At 70.5% G+C, this 15,907-nt stretch carries 19 protein-coding genes; 9 read left to right on the forward strand and 10 right to left on the reverse strand.

The genetic code is table 11. The features are described from left to right. Positions 1 to 49: 49 nt before the first annotated feature. From CCN37_RS22240 to CCN37_RS22250, 3 genes are read right to left on the reverse strand one after another with little or no spacing between them, the layout of a single operon-like run. Positions 50 to 1,528 carry a DUF4246 domain-containing protein gene (locus tag CCN37_RS22240; protein WP_086824202.1) on the reverse strand — a complete coding sequence of 493 codons (1,479 nt, stop codon included), beginning with the start codon at positions 1,526 to 1,528 and terminating at the stop codon, positions 50 to 52. Positions 1,529 to 1,560: 32 nt separating this feature from the next. Beyond that, a complete protein-coding gene (locus CCN37_RS22245) occupies positions 1,561 to 2,211 on the reverse strand; it encodes a response regulator transcription factor (RefSeq protein WP_086824204.1) in 651 nt (216 codons plus the stop codon). Beyond that, on the reverse strand, positions 2,208 to 2,720 hold the full coding sequence (locus tag CCN37_RS22250) for a hypothetical protein (RefSeq protein WP_086824206.1): 513 nt from the start codon (positions 2,718 to 2,720) through the stop codon (positions 2,208 to 2,210). The genes CCN37_RS22245 and CCN37_RS22250 overlap by 4 nt, the downstream gene beginning before the upstream one ends. Positions 2,721 to 2,897: 177 nt before the next feature. On the opposite strand from CCN37_RS22250, the gene CCN37_RS22255 reads away from it, so the two are divergent. From CCN37_RS22255 to CCN37_RS22265, 3 genes are all read left to right on the forward strand, one after another. Then, positions 2,898 to 3,524, forward strand: a complete 627-nt coding sequence (locus tag CCN37_RS22255) for a hypothetical protein (RefSeq protein WP_086824208.1) — start codon at positions 2,898 to 2,900, stop codon at positions 3,522 to 3,524. A gap of 25 nt (positions 3,525 to 3,549) precedes the next feature. Continuing rightward, entirely contained in the window at positions 3,550 to 4,659 is a 1,110-nt protein-coding gene (locus tag CCN37_RS22260) for a sensor histidine kinase (protein ID WP_168200799.1), read from the forward strand. Positions 4,660 to 4,737: 78 nt separating this feature from the next. Then, the gene (locus CCN37_RS22265) at positions 4,738 to 6,009 is read left to right on the forward strand and encodes an erythromycin esterase family protein (protein WP_086824213.1); all 1,272 of its coding nucleotides are present in this window, start codon (positions 4,738 to 4,740) and stop codon (positions 6,007 to 6,009) included. Here the strand turns inward: CCN37_RS22265 and CCN37_RS22270 are convergent. Beyond that, the gene (locus CCN37_RS22270; RefSeq protein WP_143261735.1) at positions 5,990 to 6,910 is read right to left on the reverse strand and encodes an alpha/beta fold hydrolase; all 921 of its coding nucleotides are present in this window, start codon (positions 6,908 to 6,910) and stop codon (positions 5,990 to 5,992) included. The genes CCN37_RS22265 and CCN37_RS22270 overlap by 20 nt on opposite strands. Before the next feature lie 172 nt (positions 6,911 to 7,082). Here CCN37_RS22270 and CCN37_RS22275 point away from each other — a divergent pair, with 172 nt between their 5' ends. Further along, entirely contained in the window at positions 7,083 to 7,700 is a 618-nt protein-coding gene (locus tag CCN37_RS22275) for a hypothetical protein (RefSeq protein WP_086824217.1), read from the forward strand. Positions 7,701 to 7,796: 96 nt separating this feature from the next. Here the strand turns inward: CCN37_RS22275 and CCN37_RS39140 are convergent, their stop codons facing one another. Then, the gene (locus CCN37_RS39140) at positions 7,797 to 8,147 is read right to left on the reverse strand and encodes a hypothetical protein (RefSeq protein WP_143261736.1); all 351 of its coding nucleotides are present in this window, start codon (positions 8,145 to 8,147) and stop codon (positions 7,797 to 7,799) included. 235 nt (positions 8,148 to 8,382) lie between these two features. Here CCN37_RS39140 and CCN37_RS22280 point away from each other — a divergent pair, with 235 nt between their 5' ends. Then, complete coding sequence (locus CCN37_RS22280) at positions 8,383 to 9,411, forward strand: hypothetical protein (RefSeq protein WP_143261737.1); 1,029 nt, start codon at positions 8,383 to 8,385, stop codon at positions 9,409 to 9,411. A 54-nt stretch (positions 9,412 to 9,465) separates the two neighbouring features. On the opposite strand, the gene CCN37_RS22285 is transcribed toward CCN37_RS22280, so the two are convergent. The 3 genes from CCN37_RS22285 to CCN37_RS22295 form a co-directional block, all read right to left on the reverse strand. Continuing rightward, positions 9,466 to 10,197 (reverse strand): alpha/beta fold hydrolase, encoded by a 732-nt coding sequence (locus CCN37_RS22285; RefSeq protein WP_210408149.1) that lies wholly within the window; start codon positions 10,195 to 10,197, stop codon positions 9,466 to 9,468. 208 nt (positions 10,198 to 10,405) lie between these two features. After that, positions 10,406 to 10,765, reverse strand: coding sequence for a hypothetical protein (locus tag CCN37_RS22290; protein ID WP_086824221.1), 360 nt, complete (start codon positions 10,763 to 10,765; stop codon positions 10,406 to 10,408). Between the two features lie 15 nt (positions 10,766 to 10,780). Continuing rightward, positions 10,781 to 11,599, reverse strand: a complete 819-nt coding sequence (locus tag CCN37_RS22295; RefSeq protein ID WP_086824223.1) for a metalloregulator ArsR/SmtB family transcription factor — start codon at positions 11,597 to 11,599, stop codon at positions 10,781 to 10,783. A gap of 99 nt (positions 11,600 to 11,698) precedes the next feature. On the opposite strand from CCN37_RS22295, the gene CCN37_RS22300 reads away from it, so the two are divergent. Next, the gene (locus CCN37_RS22300) at positions 11,699 to 12,982 is read left to right on the forward strand and encodes an NAD(P)-binding domain-containing protein (protein ID WP_086824225.1); all 1,284 of its coding nucleotides are present in this window, start codon (positions 11,699 to 11,701) and stop codon (positions 12,980 to 12,982) included. Between the two features lie 3 nt (positions 12,983 to 12,985). On the opposite strand, the gene CCN37_RS22305 is transcribed toward CCN37_RS22300, so the two are convergent. Both CCN37_RS22305 and CCN37_RS22310 read right to left on the reverse strand, forming a co-directional pair. Next, positions 12,986 to 13,327: a helix-turn-helix transcriptional regulator gene (locus CCN37_RS22305; RefSeq protein WP_246843224.1), complete on the reverse strand. Its 342-nt coding sequence runs from the start codon at positions 13,325 to 13,327 to the stop codon at positions 12,986 to 12,988. A gap of 4 nt (positions 13,328 to 13,331) precedes the next feature. Then, a complete protein-coding gene (locus CCN37_RS22310; RefSeq protein WP_086824230.1) occupies positions 13,332 to 13,766 on the reverse strand; it encodes an arsenate reductase ArsC in 435 nt (144 codons plus the stop codon). Positions 13,767 to 13,836: 70 nt separating this feature from the next. Here CCN37_RS22310 and CCN37_RS22315 point away from each other — a divergent pair, with 70 nt between their 5' ends. The 3 genes from CCN37_RS22315 to CCN37_RS22325 all read left to right on the forward strand — a co-directional run bounded on the left by CCN37_RS22315 (position 13,837) and on the right by CCN37_RS22325 (position 15,904). Then, entirely contained in the window at positions 13,837 to 14,136 is a 300-nt protein-coding gene (locus CCN37_RS22315) for a helix-turn-helix transcriptional regulator (RefSeq protein ID WP_086824232.1), read from the forward strand. Beyond that, positions 14,133 to 15,224: an ACR3 family arsenite efflux transporter gene (arsB, locus tag CCN37_RS22320; RefSeq protein ID WP_305764717.1), complete on the forward strand. Its 1,092-nt coding sequence runs from the start codon at positions 14,133 to 14,135 to the stop codon at positions 15,222 to 15,224. Before CCN37_RS22315 ends, arsB begins: the two co-directional genes overlap by 4 nt. A gap of 161 nt (positions 15,225 to 15,385) precedes the next feature. Then, positions 15,386 to 15,904 carry a TetR/AcrR family transcriptional regulator gene (locus CCN37_RS22325; RefSeq protein WP_086824234.1) on the forward strand — a complete coding sequence of 173 codons (519 nt, stop codon included), beginning with the start codon at positions 15,386 to 15,388 and terminating at the stop codon, positions 15,902 to 15,904. Positions 15,905 to 15,907: the final 3 nt, after the last annotated feature.

The raw sequence follows: 15,907 nt of genomic DNA on the forward strand, positions 1-15,907 counted from the left end.
CATGCTAGTGCGGCTCGCACCCGAGGGCACGAGCCGCGATCGAGTGGTCTCAGTGCTCGCAGAGGGAGAACTCCCGCTCGTACAGCTCCTCGTTGTGCTCGTCGACGAAGAACTTCCGCTCGCGCATCAGCTCTTCGCGGAACTCCTTGGCCTGCGCCAAGGACATGGTCGAGGTCGGCGACCACGGCTGCTGCGGCGGCACGTCAGAGGTGGAGGTGATCCGCGCGGAGGGGTCGACGAGGAAGAAGACCAAGACCTTGCGGTGACCCGGCCGCGTCGGGTCGGCGAGGCGGAACGGGGCGACCCGGTGCTGAAGGATGTTCGGGAACGCCAGGCAGCGGCCCGCGCGGGTCTCGACCGCGCCCAACGCCTGGTTCAGCTGGTCCTCGTTGTTGAGGCCGTAGACCTCGCGCATGCCCGGCTCGTCGTTCTGCTCGTAGTCGGGGTCGTCGACCGCCGCGCGGAACCCCAGCTCGCTGTCGGTGATGTTCTCGTTGTCCCAGTAGTGGATGACGGTGGAGACGATGCGCTCGTTCATCATCCCCTCCACGTGCCAGCTGCCGCCGGCGTACTCGGGCTTCTCCGGGGTGAGGTGGATGGAGGCGAGCTTGACGATCACCTGGAGCTGACGGCCGCGCAGGTCGAGCGGGACAACCTCGCCGGGCGGGGTGAAGGCGGGTGCGTCCGGCAGTACCGGGAGGCGGTTGTCCCACCACTCGTCCATGGCCGTGTAGTACGTGCTCAAGGCTTCCTGGTCTCCGGCGGGCGGTCGGACCGGCTCGTCGGAGTACCACGAGAAGGGATCGGCCTCGATCCTCAGCGGTCGAGGACTGCGCAGGTCCGCGAGCACCTTCTCGAACAGCGGGCGCACGCGCGCGAAGAGCGGCGGCAGGACGTCGGCGAGGTCGCGGTGGTCCTCGGGGTGGACGTTGTTGACGTAGGAACGGAAAACGGCCTCACCTTCGGCGTTGACGTCGACATCCGTCGGCAGCCACTGGAACTTCTCCGACCACGCGTAGCGCGCTCCGTCGGCCTCCGGGTTCTGCCAGACCGAGTCCTCGACCGGGCTCACCTTGCGCACCAGGCAGAACAGCGAGGGGTGGACGAGGTCGAGCACCTGCTCGTCGGAGCCCGGGTGCCAGTCCAGCTCGGCGTCGGGAACCTCCTCCAGCGCCCGGACCGCCTCGCGCAGCCGGGATCGCAGCTCCTCGTCGATCAGGGAGTCCGACTGCCACACGCCGTCCACTGAGGACACTTCGATGCCGGTCCGCTCGTCCCGGAGCGCGGCGTAGTGCGCCAGTTCCGCGAGCACGTAACGGATCTGGGCCTCCGTCAGGCCCGCGTCGGCCGCTTCCCGGCTCCACCTGGCGACGATGTCGGCGTCATGCATCTTCTCGAACCACCGCGGCTTCGAGCGGATCTCAGCGCTGAGGCGCGTCATCTCCAGCTCGCGCAACGTCCTCGGCTTGGACACCGGCACCTTGTGCGCGACGAGGAAGGGCAGCGGGAATGCGGCTAGGTCGGTCATGCTCTCTGTTCTCTCACAGGGATTCCCGGCGCTCAGGCGAGGCCGGACTGGTAGGCGAAGACGACGAGCTGGGCGCGGTCGCGGGCACCGAGCTTGATCATGGCCCGGCTGACGTGCGTGCGGGCGGTCGCGGGGCTGACGTGCAGGCGCTCGCCGATCTCGTGGTTGTTCAGGCCCTCCGCGACGAGCACCAGGACCTCGCGCTCGCGTTCGGTGAGCTGGCCGAGCTGCGGGTGCGGGGTGCGCGTGCGCGGGGACGCGGCGAGGAATTCGGCGATCACGGTCCGCGTGACGGTGGGGGCGAGCAGCGCGCCGCCGTCCGCGACGGTGCGGATGGCCTCCAGCAGCGCGGCGGGCTTGGTGTCCTTCAGCAGGAAGCCGCTCGCGCCGACGCGCAGCGCCTCGAACACGTACTCGTCGCGCTCGAAGGTGGTCAGCACGATCACCTTGGTCTCGGCGAGCTCGGCGTGGGTGAAGATGCGCCGAGCGGCTTCGAGGCCGTCGATGCCGGGCATGCGGATGTCCATCAGCACGACCTGGGGGCGGGTGCGCAGCGCGGCCTCCACGGCGGCGAGCCCATCGGCCGCCTCCCCGGCGACGGAGAAGCCGTCGGTGTGCTCGAGCAGGGTGCGCAGCCCGATCCGGACGAGGTCCTGGTCGTCGACGACCAGCACGTCGATCATCGGATTCCCTTGGCAGCCGCAGTGGTCACGGCGGTCATCGTACGGACGCGGCCCCTCGGTTTGAACACCGACAGCACGATCGCCACGAGCACGACCGTCGACGACACCAGCGGCGGGAACAGCATCGACGACATGTCGGGCAGCGAGCCGGTCCGCGCGAGCGCGGCGAGTTCGGTGGCGCCCGGCCCGAGCAAGAACAGCACGAGGACGACGAGCACCACGTTGAGCACGAGCTTCACCGCGACCCACCAGTAGCGGACGAGCCCGTACTTCGAACCGAGCCCGAGCACGACACCGCTCAGGAACGTGAGCACACCGACCACGGCGAGCGGCCACGTGGCGAAGGTCGCGATGCTCGCGGCCGCCGCGCCGGAGCCGAAGGGGTCGGCGGTGAGCGCGGTGACGACGAGGACACCGAGCACGACGTCCATGCCGAGCCACGCGCCCGCCGCGGCGATGTGCACGGTCAGCGTGAGTTTGCGCGTGCGCGCGGAGAGCCTGGGGAACATGAGCCTTCCTCCCGGTCTGGTGGAGGAGTCCGATCGTGCTCGACGCGACCGCGGTCGACATCCGCACCACGGCGGCCCTGTTCCTACGTTCACGGGCGTAGTCGGAAGTACGCGGCCGGACCGGCGACGCGGCGCGGCGATTTCGCGAGGGTTGTGGCCGAGCGAAAGGAAACCACCATGACCACCACCGAAATCCGCCCCGCCGCCCCGCTGGTCGGTGCCGCGAGCTTCCTGGCCCTCTACCTGTCCGTGGACTTCGCGACCTCGCCGCTGCGCGAGGGCGACATGCCGTTGCCCGGCGCTCCCGTGCCCGAGGTCTACGAGTTCCTGGTGAACAACAGCGCGTCGTCGATCGTCGGCGGAATCCTGCAATTCGCTTCTGTGATCGGCTTTCTGCTGTTCTTCCGCCGCGTCTCGACGAAGCCCCTCGGCGCCTTCGCGGGCTGGACCGCCGTGGTGTCGATGGTGCTCACGGCGGTGCTCATGATCGTGCTCGGGAGCTTCGCGCCGTCGCTCTCACCGGAGCTGGCCAGCACCGTTCGCGGCATCAGCTTCACACTGGGCGGCGTGGTGCACGTCGTGGCACTCGGTGTGTTCCTGCTCGTTGAGGTGGCCCGTGCGGGCGGCTGGACGAAGGCGGTGCGCGTGACCGCGTGGGTCGGTGCCGTTCCCGCGATGCTGTCGATCAGCTCCACGGTGTGGTTCATGGCGTCGATCCTGCTGCCGCTCGGCCGCGTCCTGTCGATGATCGCGCTCGTCACGGCGGGTGTGAGCCTGCTTCGGGGACGCGGTGTGCGAGCCTGAGTCCTCCCAGGAAGGGCGAATGCCGGTGACGACACGACCAGGGCGGCGCTCCACCATCACCTCGGGCGCGCTCGCCGCGACGCTGATGGCGATCTGCTTGTGCTCCGCCCCGTTCCTGCCCGTCTGGCTCGAAGGGCAGCAGAAGGTCGACCTGCTCGGCTACGTGCTCCTGGCCAGCGCCTGCGCACCGGTTGCGGTGCGCGGGCGCTTCCCGCTCGCTGCGCTGGCCGTGACGACCGCGGCGGTGTCGATCTACCTCATCCAGCGCTACCCCTACGGCCCGGTGTTCCTGCCGTTGACGGTCGTCGTCTACGCGATCGGCAGGCGTCAGCCCACCGTCCGCGCGGTCGCGCTCGGCGTCGTCGCCTTCGCCGCGCTCACGGTCAACATGTTCACCGGGAAGTTCCCCGTCGACCTCAGTGGAATGATCTTCGCCGCCGCGTGGATCGCGGTGCCGTTGACGATCGGCATCGCGCGGCGACTCGTCACGGAGTCACAGGCGCGCGAACGCGCCGAGACCGAGCTGCGCAAGCTCGACGACGAGCGCCTGCGGCTCGCGACCGAGGTGCACGACATCGTGGGGCACGGCCTCGCCGCGATCCAGATGCAGGCCGACATCGCGCTGCACCTCGCCGACACCAAGCCGGAGCAGGCGCGGACGGCCTTGCGCGCCATCAGCTCCGCCAGCGCTTCCGCCCTCGCCGAACTCCGCGCGACGCTGAGCGCGATCGCTCCCCGCGAGGACAGCGGCCTCCACGCGCCCACGCCCGGGCTCGCGCGCGTGGAGGAGACCTGTCAGCGCGTGCGCGAAGCCGGGGTCGACGTCGCGCTCTCCTTCGCCGGCCGACGGCGGAGCCTGCCGCCGGACACCGATGTGGTCGCGTACCGGCTCGTGCAGGAGTCGTTGACCAACGTGGTGAAACACGCCGCCGAGCCGCGAGCCGGTGTTCGGATCGACTACCGGCCGGAGTCCGTCGCGCTCACCATCAGCAGCCCGCACGACGGCTCGCCCGTGGTGGAGGGTTTCGGCATTCGCGGGATGCGGCGCCGCGTGGAGCGCCTCGACGGCGAGTTCGAGGTCACCCACGCCGACGCGTTCACCGTCCGCGCGGTCCTGCCCACCCCCGCGCCGTAGCCGCTGCGTCAGCGGACGTAGGCGGGGTGTCGCTCGGGAACGGATTCGCGAAGTGCTTGGGACAACGAGGCTTTCCTCATGAGAGCACACATCGTGAAGATGATCGCCGCGATCGCCTTGGGGGCGGTGCTCGCCGGGTGCGGCGCGGACTCGGCGAACGAGAGCGTCACGGAGTGGTTGGACTCGCGGAGCACGCCGTTGCGCGGCACCGACCCCCGTGAATCGGTCGAAGAGCTTGCGGCACTGGGGAAAACGGTCGGGAGCGCGGAGATCGTCGGGCTCGGTGAGCACGCGCACGGCCTGGCCGAGATCACCCGGCTGAAGCACCGAGCGGCGCGCTACCTGGTGGAGGAGCTGGGGTTCAGGACGATCGCCTGGGAGGAGGACTGGAGCCTCGGCACGCAGATCGACGACTACGTCCACGGCAGGCGCCACGACCGCGACGCGCTCATCGGCCAGATGAGTTCTGGTTGGCGCTTCAAGGAAATCGCCGAGTTCGTGGACTGGATTCGCGACTACAACCGGACTCACCAGGACAAGGTCCGCTTCTTCGGCGTCGAGTACTACGCGACGCGCCCGTTCGTCTACGACGACATCGAGGCCCACATCGCCCGCCACGCGCCGTCCTCGCTGGCGACGGCTCGCACGTACCTGGCCGCGCTCAAGCCGAAGTCCGACGACATCGGCAAGCACCTCCGGTGGTACATGGCGCAGATCGACAAGAAACCCTATGTGCGCCAAGCAGAACAGCTCTACGACCTCGTGCGCGGGCTTCCCCAGGGGGACGCGGTCGCCGAGCACGGCGCGCGGCAGATCCGGTCGTTCTACTCCGCGTTCGTCGATCTGGCGAAGACGCCGGCGTTCCGGGACGCGCGCGCCGCGGAGAACCTGAGCTGGCTGCGGAAGAACGACACCGGCAAGATCGTGTACTGGGCGGCGTCAGCGCACACCGCCGACCTGCCCGCGCTCACGATCTCGCAGCCACAGGGCCCGCCCGTCTCCTTCGCGAGCGTGGGTTCCTTCCTGCGCAAGGAATTCCGGTACCTCTCCGTCGGATTCACTTATCACCACGGCACGTACGGGGCGGCGCAGGGCGTGATCGACCTGCCGAGGCCCCCGGCGGAGTGGTTCGAGCACGAGCTGGGTAAGGCCCGTGGTGACCAGTACGTCGTCGATCTGCGCGGCCCGGCGAGCCCGGCGGTGCGCGCGTGGCTCGACGCGCCGAGACACGCGCGCGGCTATCCCGAGGCCGGGCTCGCCTCCACGATGAGCGGCGGCACCCCCGCGCAGTGGTTCGACGTCATAGTCCACCGCGCGGAGGTGTCTCCCGCTACGCCGCTGACGAAGTAGCGAGCACACCGCGGATCGCCTGGACGACGGCGTCCGGCCGGACCCAGGCGATCCCCGAGTGCCCGGCGTCGTCCAGGCGCAGCACCTCGCCGCGGGGGAGTGCGGCGGCCAGGTCCGTGCAGAGGCGGTGCCTTGCCTTCTGCGACTCGACCGCGGCCGCCCGAGCGGCGGGCGGCACCAAGTGCTCGGCGAAAGCGTCGAAACCCATGGCGGACAAGAAGAACGTCGGCACATCGAGTTCTGGTCCGGCCGCGCGCACCTCGGCGAACAGCTCGGGCAGGTTCTTCGCTTCGAGCAGCGAGCGGCGGTAGACCTCGGTGTCGAAACCCCGCTCCAGCAAGGGTTCGCGGATATCGGCGGGCCACTCGGCGAGCGCGCGCTCGAACACGGCCCGGTAGGTGGAGCGCATCGCCTCCAGCTGCTCGGGGGCGGGGGAGAGGGCGTCGGTGTTCCAGTCCCTGAGCCGCTGGGCCTCCGCCTCCGGCAGGTAGTCGACGACGTCCTCGTGCGTCGGGTCGAGCAGCACGAGTCCGGCCACCTCATCGGGGAAGCGCTTCGCGTGCAGCCGCGCGTACAGGCCGCCCAGCGAGTGCCCGACCAGCACGTACGGGCCGGGCACCCCTGCGGCACGCAGCACTTCGCGCAGGTCGTCGCTCACCTGCTCGCCGGTGCGCGGGAGGTCCACCGCCTCGCTCCAGCCCGTGCCGAGCCGGTCGTAGACCACGCTCGTGGTGAACTCGGCGACGAGGTTGTGCACGTTCCAGTAGTAGAGCCCGAACATCCCGCCACCGGGCAGGAACACCACTGACGGCCCGCCGGTACCGGAGCTGTGCAGCAGCATCGACCCGTCCGAGACCTCGTAGTGCTGTCCGAGGTTCTTCTTTCTTCCCGTGGCTGTCACTCAGCCGACTGTAGCCAGGAACGGAAACCGGGTGGAGATCGTCGCGGCGAGGCTCTACGTTGGTCCGCATGATGCAGCAGTTCTTCTTCCGCCTCAGCTGACTCGTCCTCCGAGTCCCGGCGCCGCGCCCTCCGCGCTCGGCGTCCCCTGAGTCATTCCCTGAGGGAGAACCGTGCTACTGCTCGTTTCCGGCGCGTCGGCCGTCGGCAAGTCCACCGCTCGTCTGCACGCGCGGCACCTGCTCGACGACACCTTCGAGAACGCCGAACTCTTCACGCTCGGCCCGATCCCGGCCGTGCCCACCGTCGCCTGGCGCCAGGAGATGGTGGAGGCCGCGGTCGTGCGGGCGATCGCCCTCGAAGCCGAGGGCAAGCACCTGCTCTTCGCCGGTGACCCGGTCCCGCTCGGCGAGGCGCTGGCCGTGCCCAGCGCCGACCGGGTCGACATCGCCGCCTGCCTGCTCGACGTCGACGAGCGGGCGCACCTCGCCCGCCTCGCCAAGCGCGGTGAGCCGCAGGAGCTGATCCCGCTGCACCAGGGCTTCGCCGCGTGGCTGCGCGCGCACGCCACCGATCCCGGCCACGTCACCGAGGCGGTCACCAACGACGCCTGGGCCGAGATGCGCTGGGACCGCTGGATCGGGCGCGGCCCGGGCCCGGAGTGGGCGATGACCGTCATCGACACCTCGCCGCTCGGTCCGGAGCAGGTCGGCGCCGAGGTCGCCGACTGGTGCCGCCGCGCGGTCGCCGGTCAGGCCCCGGTGTTCCGCGCGGGGTGGTTCACCGGCTGAGCGACGCCGAGCCCGGTCAACCAGCACCGCTGGTGGCCGGGCCCGGCTCCCGTCAGATCCCGTACTCGACGAGCGCGACGCCGATGCTGGCGCTCTTCACCCTGATCTCCAGCATGGACGCGCTGTTCCTCGGCCAGGCCACCTTGCCTTGTTCCCCTTGCCGCAGCCCAGGGACTGCCACTTGTCCGGGTTGGTGTACCGGGACATCCGGCCCTCCACGCACGCCTGCTGGGCGGTGCCCGGCTGCACGCCCCAGCCGACGATGACGTAGCCGCGCCACTTCGGGTCGTTCGGCGCGAAGTTCACGCACTGCTTGGAGACCGAGCCCCACGCGCCCGGCCACCCGGACGCCCTTCCCGTGCACTTGTAGGCGGCCTCGGCGGCGGGCGCGGTGACGCCCGAGGAAAAGGCGGCCATCGCCGTGGTGAGGGTCAGAACGGATTTCATGAAATGTGCTGCGTTCATGATTCGGGTATGTCAGCCCCGTGTCGCTCGCGGAAGCTGGTTCGGTACGGCGTACCAGAGGTGGACCTGGGGTTCCGCGCTCCGAACGCAGCTGCTGAGTGAGGTCTCCGAAATGAGGTCAACCTTTCGGGTGGTGTTCTGCTGCGCTGTGAAATGTCAGGTTTCATCCGGGACTGAAATGGCCTGTTGAGCCGGGATCGCTCTCTAGTATTCCGCCGTGCGTACTCGTGGCCAGCGCCTTCCCGTGCTCCTCGCGGCCCTTTCCGCCGTGGTTTCCTCGGCCTGCTCCAGCGTGGTCGCCGGTGTCGCCGAGCCCTCGGGCGCGCCGAGCAGCGGCGCCAAGGACAGCCAGCCGGTCATCGCGCTCGGCGACGTCCGCACGATCGACGTGTGCGGTCTGACCCCCAAGGAGGTGCTGGGCAAGGTCGGGCGACTGGAGAACAGGGCCTCCACCTCCGGCATCAACTCCTGCCACCGGACGATCCACATCGAGCGGGACGTGGGCGGCGGGCAGAAGGAGACCTTGGGCGTGCTCGACTACACGCTCAGCCTCAAGTCGCCGAGCGAGGGCGCGGAGTGGCTGAGGAAGAGCTATCCCACCGAGTTCGCCGAGGGCAAGCGGGGGGCGACCACCACCTACCAGGGCACGAGCGCTGACGGTGCCTGCATGCGCATGGCGAACGCCGACACGGGACAGCTCCAAGTCGTGGTGAAGAAGCGCACCCCGCAAGCGCAGGGCGACGCGTGCGCGACCGCCGGCACGGCCCTCGGCGCGGTGCTGGCCGCCGCGTCGGTGGAGATCCCCAGGCGGCTCACCGTGGTCGGCTCGATCGCGAACCTCGATCCGTGCGCGCTGGTCACGCCCGAGATGGTCCGGACCGCCTACTCCCCGGACTTCAAGGTCAGCCCGCAGGTCAGCGCGTTCTCGTGCGCTTTCGGCGGACCCGGCCAGGGCATCCTGCTGATCAGCGTGCAGCACATGATCGTTCCGGGCCGCCTTCCGCCGATGCCGGGAACCAGGGCGACGACCATCGCCGGTCGCTCCGCGACCGAGAACCTGAGCGGGGGGCAGTGCGTCATCGAACTCGGCCACATCGTGACCGATCCGCCCGCCGACGACACGCACCCGTACCTGGAGGCGGTGTCCTTCTTCTACGGGGCGACGCCCGAGAACGCGGCGATCGCGTGCGAGCAGACCACCAAGCTCGCCACCGCCGTCGCCGCCAAGCTGCCGCCGACCTCCTGACGGCCCGCCCGCGCACGCTGATCGCCGCCACCACGATGAAGGACCGGACGTCCTTCACAGCACAGCGTCGGCAAGTGCTTCGGGAACCTCGTCGGTGATGAGGTGCCCGGCGGCGGCGATGACGCCGAGTTCCACGCCGAACGAACGGAGTACCACCGGGGCCAGCGTCCGTACTGGGAGGAACGCGTCCTCATCCCCAACGACAACGGTGCGCCGGACGTCGTGGCGGGCGATCACCGCGGCGCCCGGATCGGTGCTGGTGCGCACATGGCGAGCCACGAGCGTCATCCACTCCACCAGTTCCGGCCGCGGACGACGAGCGCGACCGTGCATGGCGCGCAGCAGCAGGGCGCTGGCCGCGGGACTGCGAGCGAGCAGCCAGCTCACCGACGCGAGCGCGACGCGAGGCGTGATGTGCAGCCGCATCAACCCGCCCGGGGACACCAGCACCTGCTCGCTCACGAGCGGGGACGCGCACGCCAGCGTGATCGCGGCGCCCAACGAGTGCCCCAACACCGTCACCGGGGCAGTAGTGATCTGGCCGACCGCGTCCTCCAGCCAGCGGCCGTACCAGGCAAGACGGCCTTTCGTCGGAACGCGATCGGCTGCGCTGAGGCCGGGTTGCCCGGGGAGGTCGACGGCCACGACACGGCAGCGCGCCGCCAGGACGGAGAGCAGCGGCAGGCACGAGGCCGCGCAGAAGTTGGTGCCCGGTACCACCACCACTGTGCGCTCGCCGGTTCCCGCCGTGACCACGTGCGTTCGCGCTCCGCGTGCGGTGATCACGGCGCGTTCGTGGGGGAGGGGCCAGGCGTCGAGCTGACCGCGGCACCATTCGGCGACGGCGGCTCGCCCTGACGCGCTCCGGTAGATCGAGGCGGCACCACGAGAGGGGAGAGGGGACAACGGGACTCCGTCCAGGGCAGCGTGAACACCGACGCCGACCAGACTTCCCGGCACACCTGCGACCACCTTAGCGTCCGCCGCGCCGGAGTCAGCGCAGCCAGCGAAGCGCCGCGTCGGCGCTGTCCTCGGGGTTGCTGTTGAACGCGATCGCCGCGCCCGGGGCGTGCAGGCGGACCAGGTTGACCAGCTTCTCGAAGAACTCCAGCAGCGGCGCGTGCATCCGGATTCCGCCGCCGATCACCACGCACGCGTAGTCGCGCGCCGACAGCGCCCGCACGACCAGGTCGTCGGCGTCCTCGATCTCCTCCATCGCCAGCAGGCACTCGTCGAACTCGATGCCGTGCCTCTCGAAGCGCGCGTGCCCCCTGGCGAGCGCGGCCAGTACCGGCACCGGGTCCCACTCGGGGATCGTGGCCGGATCGAGCCCGATCAGCAGCACTCGTCCCATTGCTCCTCCTGGAGTTCAGTCGGTGGATCGGCGGCGTTCCAGGAACACGGTGTCCCGCCACACGCCGTGCTGCTGGGCGATGCGTTCGCGGACGCCGAGTGTGCGGAAGCCCGCTGAGTGGTGCAGGCCGACGCTGGCGCGGTTCTCGGGGAAGACCGAGGTCTGCAACGTCCACAGCCCGGCGGCGTCGGCGGCGGTGACCTGCTTGTGCAGCAACGCTTTCCCGATGCCTCGACCGCGCAGGCCCGCGTCGACGTAGACGGAGGTCTCGGCGACTCCGGAGTAGCACTCGCGGCGTGAGGCCGGGGACGCGGCGGCCCAGCCGACGACCGCGCCGTCGAGTTCGGCGACCCAGCGGTGTCCGGCCAGCCACCTGGAATCCAGCGCGGAACGGCTGGGGACCTCGGTCTCGAAGGTGGCGTCGCCGGTGTCGATGCCCGCACGGAAGATCCGCCGCACCGCCGCCCAGTCCTGCTCGCGCAGCGCGCGGACGGAGACGTCGGCGGGCAGCTCGCCCGGGCAGCACGGGCGGGGCGCGAGGGTGCCCATGACCACGTCGGCGGCGTGCGGGAGGCCGGTGCAGCAGTTCGGGTTGACCGAGACCAGCGTGGTGGTGCCTTCCTTGCGCAGCAGCACGAAACCGACGTCGGCGAGCTTGCGGACGTGGTGCGAGCACGTGGACTGGCTGATGCCGGTGCGCTCGGTCAGCTCCCCGACGGAGATCGAGCGCCCGGCGACGGCGACGGTGTGCAGGAGGCGGACGCGCGTGGGCTCGGCCAGGCAGGCGAACCACTCGGCGTAGGTCGTCGCCGTCTCGACGGGCAGGGCGCTCATGCGAACAGTATCGATCGGCGTCGATGGTTGCGTCAATCGATGCTCGTCGATACAGTCCGGGCCATTACTTCGATGACCGTCTATTCAAGGAGTGGGCTCGTGAACGAGTTGCCCGTGGTCGTGGTGGGTGCGGGTCCGGTCGGGTTGGCCGCGGCGGCGAACCTGGTGGAGCGCGAGATCCCCGTGCTGGTGCTGGAATCCGGTGCTCAGGCGGGGGCGGCGGTGGCGCAGTGGCACCACGTGCGGTTGTTCTCCGCGTGGCCCGAACTGGTCGATCCCGCCGCGGTCCGGCTGCTGGAGCCGACGGGGTGGCAGCGCCCGGAGCGGCCCGCCTATCCGACGGGACGGCAGTGGGCCGAGCAGTACTTGCGACCGCTGGCCGAAGCGCTCGGGGAGCGGGTTCGCTACGGAGCGCGCGTGGTCGGGGTCGCGCGACGCGGTCGGGATCGCGTTGTGGACGCCGGGCGCGAGAGCGAGCCGCTGACCGTGCACGTGCGGACCGCCGAGGGAGAAGAGCGGATCACCGCGCGGGCGGTCATCGACGCCTCCGGCACCTGGAGCGCGCCGAACCCGCTCGGGGGAGACGGTCTGCCCGCGATCGGCGAGCACGCGGCCGCCGACCGGATCTCCTATCGGGTGCCGGACCTCACCGACGAGGCGGTGCGGGAGCGCTACGCGGGCAAGCGGATCGCGGTCGCGGGTAGCGGGCATTCCGCGCTCACCGCGTTGGTCGCGCTCGCCGAACTCGCCGAGCGGGCGCCTGGCACGCGGATCGTGTGGTTGCTGCGGCGCGGCGCGGTCGGCACGGTCTTCGGCGGGGGCGACTCCGACCAGTTGCCCGCGCGCGGCGCACTCGGCTCGCGCGCGAAGGCCGCGGCAGAGGCGGGGCACGTTGAGACCGTGACCGGGTTCCGCGCCGCCAGCGTCGAGTCCACCGTGGACGGTCGTCTGCTGCTGGAGTCCTTCGACGGGCACAAGCTCGACGCGGTCGACGAAGTCGTTGCCCTGACCGGGTTCCGCCCCGACCTGTCGTGGCTGTCGGAGCTGCGCCTCGACCTGGACGCGACGTTGCAGGCGCCGGTCGCGTTGGCGCCACTGATCGATCCGAACGCGCACTCGTGCGGCACGGTCTACCCGCACGGGGTGAAGGAGCTGTCCCACCCGGAGCCCAACGTGTTCCTGGTCGGGATGAAGAGCTACGGTCGCGCGCCGACGTTCCTGGCGTTGACCGGCTTCGAGCAGGCCCGCTCCGTCGTCGCCGCCATCGCCGGGGACCGCGCCGCCGCCGAGCGCGTGGAGCTTGTGCTGCCCGAAACCGGGGTGTGCGGCGGATCTGGTGTCTTCGACGAACGCGCTCCGGAGCCGAGCGGTTGCTGCGGCTGACGCTCAGGGGCTCAGCAGCGCGGACATCTCCGCGAGCGCGCCGGGCAGCGGGCGGTAGTAGACCCAGGTGCCCCGGCGCTCGCCGTCGATCAGCCCGGCGGACTTGAGGACCTTGAGGTGGTGGGAGATCGTCGGCGCGGTCAGCTCGAACCCGCCCGTCAGCTCGCACACGCACATCTCCCCGCCCGGCGCGGAGGCGATCATGCTCAGCAGCCGCAACCGCGCGGGGTCGGCCAGCGCCTTGAACACCACGGCCGCCGAGGCGGCGCGCTCCGCGGACAAGGGCGCGACGGTCAGCGACTCCTCGGTGCGGCTGGAGGTGGTGGGACTGGGTGAGGGCGCCACCGGCTCACCGTCGCACATCTCCGTCGGCCGTCGCCACCCGGTCGAGCAGTTCGGCCAGCAGCGCACGGACCCGGCGGTCGATCTCGTCCCGGATCGGCCGCACCGCGTCCAGCCCCTGCCCGGCGGGGTCCTCCAGCTGCCAGTCGAGATAGCGCTTGCCGGGAAACACCGGGCAGGTGTCCCCGCAGCCCATCGTGATCACCACGTCGGCCGCGTCGACGTCGGCGGTGGACAGTTTCGAGGGGACCTCGGCGCTGATGTCCAGCCCGAGCTCCGCCAGGGCCTGGGCGGCGGCCGCGTTGACCCCGTCGGCGGGCGCCGACCCCGCCGAGCGCACGCGCACCCGCCCCAGCGCGTAGTGCTCCAACAACGCGGCGGCCATCTGCGAACGGCCGGCGTTGTGCACGCACACGAACAGGACCTCGGGGGTGGCGCTCATGCGGGTTCTCCTCGGAATCCGACGGTGTCGGGCCATCTCATCAGCCTCGGCTGATGTAATCTCTGATTCGATGACAATCGATACAGAGCTGTTGCGGGTGCTGGCCGACCCGCTGCGCGCCCGGATCGTGGAGCTGCTGGCCGGCGGCGCGCTGTGCACCTGCCACCTCGTCGAGGAGACCGGCGCGAAGCAGGCCAACGTCTCCAACCACCTGAAGCTGCTTCGTGACGCCGGGCTGGTGCGGGCCGAGCCGTGCGGTCGCTTCACCTACTACCGCCTGTGCCCCGAGGTCGTGGAGCGGGCGAGCTCGTCCCTGGCCGACCTCGCGGCCCGTGCCCGTGCGAACACCGCGACCAGGAGGCCCTGTTGAGCGACGAGGCGGTGCTGCACCGGTTGTCCTTCCTCGACCGGTTCCTGCCGGTCTGGATCGGCGTGGCGATGGGCGCCGGCCTGCTGCTCGGCCGGTTCGTCCCCGGGCTGCAAGGCGTGCTGGAGGCGGTGAAGATCGGCGAGGTCTCGCTGCCGATCGCGCTCGGCCTGCTGCTGATGATGTACCCGGTGCTGGCCAAGGTCCGCTACGACGAGCTCGACACCGTCACCCGCGACAAGACCACGCTGGTGCTGTCGTTGGTGCTCAACTGGATCCTCGGCCCGGCGCTGATGTTCGCCCTCGCCTGGATCTTCCTCGCGGACCTGCCCGAGTACCGCACCGGGCTGATCATCGTCGGGCTCGCCCGCTGCATCGCCATGGTCATCATCTGGAACGACCTCGCCTGCGGCGACCGCGAGGCCGCCGCCGTGCTCGTCGCACTGAACTCCGTGTTCCAGGTCGTGATGTTCGGCGTGCTCGGCTGGTTCTACCTCGACCTGCTGCCCGGCTGGCTCGGCATGGACACCGCGGCGATCGAGTTCTCCGCGTGGGAGATCGCGGGAAACGTGGTGGTCTTCCTCGGGGTCCCGCTGCTCGCCGGCTACCTCTCCCGCCGCATCGGCGAGCGCGCGCGAGGTCGGGACTGGTACGAGCAGAAGTTCCTGCCCGTCATCGGCCCCATCGCCCTCTGCGGACTGCTGTTCACCATCGTCATCCTCTTCGCGCTGCAAGGGGAAACCATCACCTCCCAGCCGCTGGACGTCGCCCGGATCGCGCTGCCGCTGCTGGTCTACTTCATCGTGATGTGGGGCGGCTCCCACGCCCTCGGCAAGGCGAGCGGCCTCACCTACGAGCGCACCACCACGTTGGCGTTCACCGCCGCGGGCAACAACTTCGAGCTCGCCATCGCAGTGGCCATCGGTGTCTTCGGCGTCACCTCCGGCCAAGCGCTCGCCGGGGTCGTCGGCCCGCTCATCGAGGTGCCGGTGCTCGTCGGCCTCGTGTACGTCAGCCTGTGGCTGCGTCGCCGGTGGAGAACCGAGCAGGACGACTCGGTGGGTGTTCGGCCGGGCGGGCGGCGGAGCTGATCCCGTCCGCGCGGGCCGTGTTGCTCGGCGGAACCGGGCACATGGCGAACGTCGACCAGTCCGCGTCGGGCTCGCCGCCCAACGGATCTTCTGGACTGACCGATTGGTTGAAAGCTGACCATGTGGTCAGGTAGCTTGGCCCCCAACGGAAGGGGGCCGGGGTGCCACGACAGACCCAGGAACAGCTCACGGCGGAGATCGTCGCGGTCGCGGGGCGGCTGTTCGGCGCGCGCGGCTACGGGGCGACGAGCGTGCAGCAGATCGCCGACGCCATGGGCTACTCCAAGGCGGCGGTGCTCTACCACTTCCCGTCGAAGGACGCGCTGCTCGCGGCGGTGCTGACGGAGGCGGCGGGGGCGATCGCGGAGATCGCCGACAGCGCCGACAGGTCGCAGGCCGTCGAACGCTACGTCGACCTGGCCTTGACGCGCTCGGAGCTGGGTGTGCTGCTGGACCTCTCCGGCGCGCACGCCGAGTTCCGCGTGCTGGCCGAAGCCGGGATGCGGCTGCGCGAGTTCCTGCGCGCGGACGACGGACCGGAGGCCGGGGTCCGCGTCGACATGGCCCTGTGGGGCGTGATCTTCACGGCGCGCACGACCGGGGCCGACCACGACACCGTGCGTGCGGCGATGGTGCGTGCGGCGGCGGACCTGCTCGGGATCGACGGAATCGAGGTATGAGAC

The organism is Allokutzneria sp. NRRL B-24872, from assembly GCF_002155965.1.
In the GTDB taxonomy this organism is placed as follows: domain Bacteria; phylum Actinomycetota; class Actinomycetes; order Mycobacteriales; family Pseudonocardiaceae; genus Allokutzneria.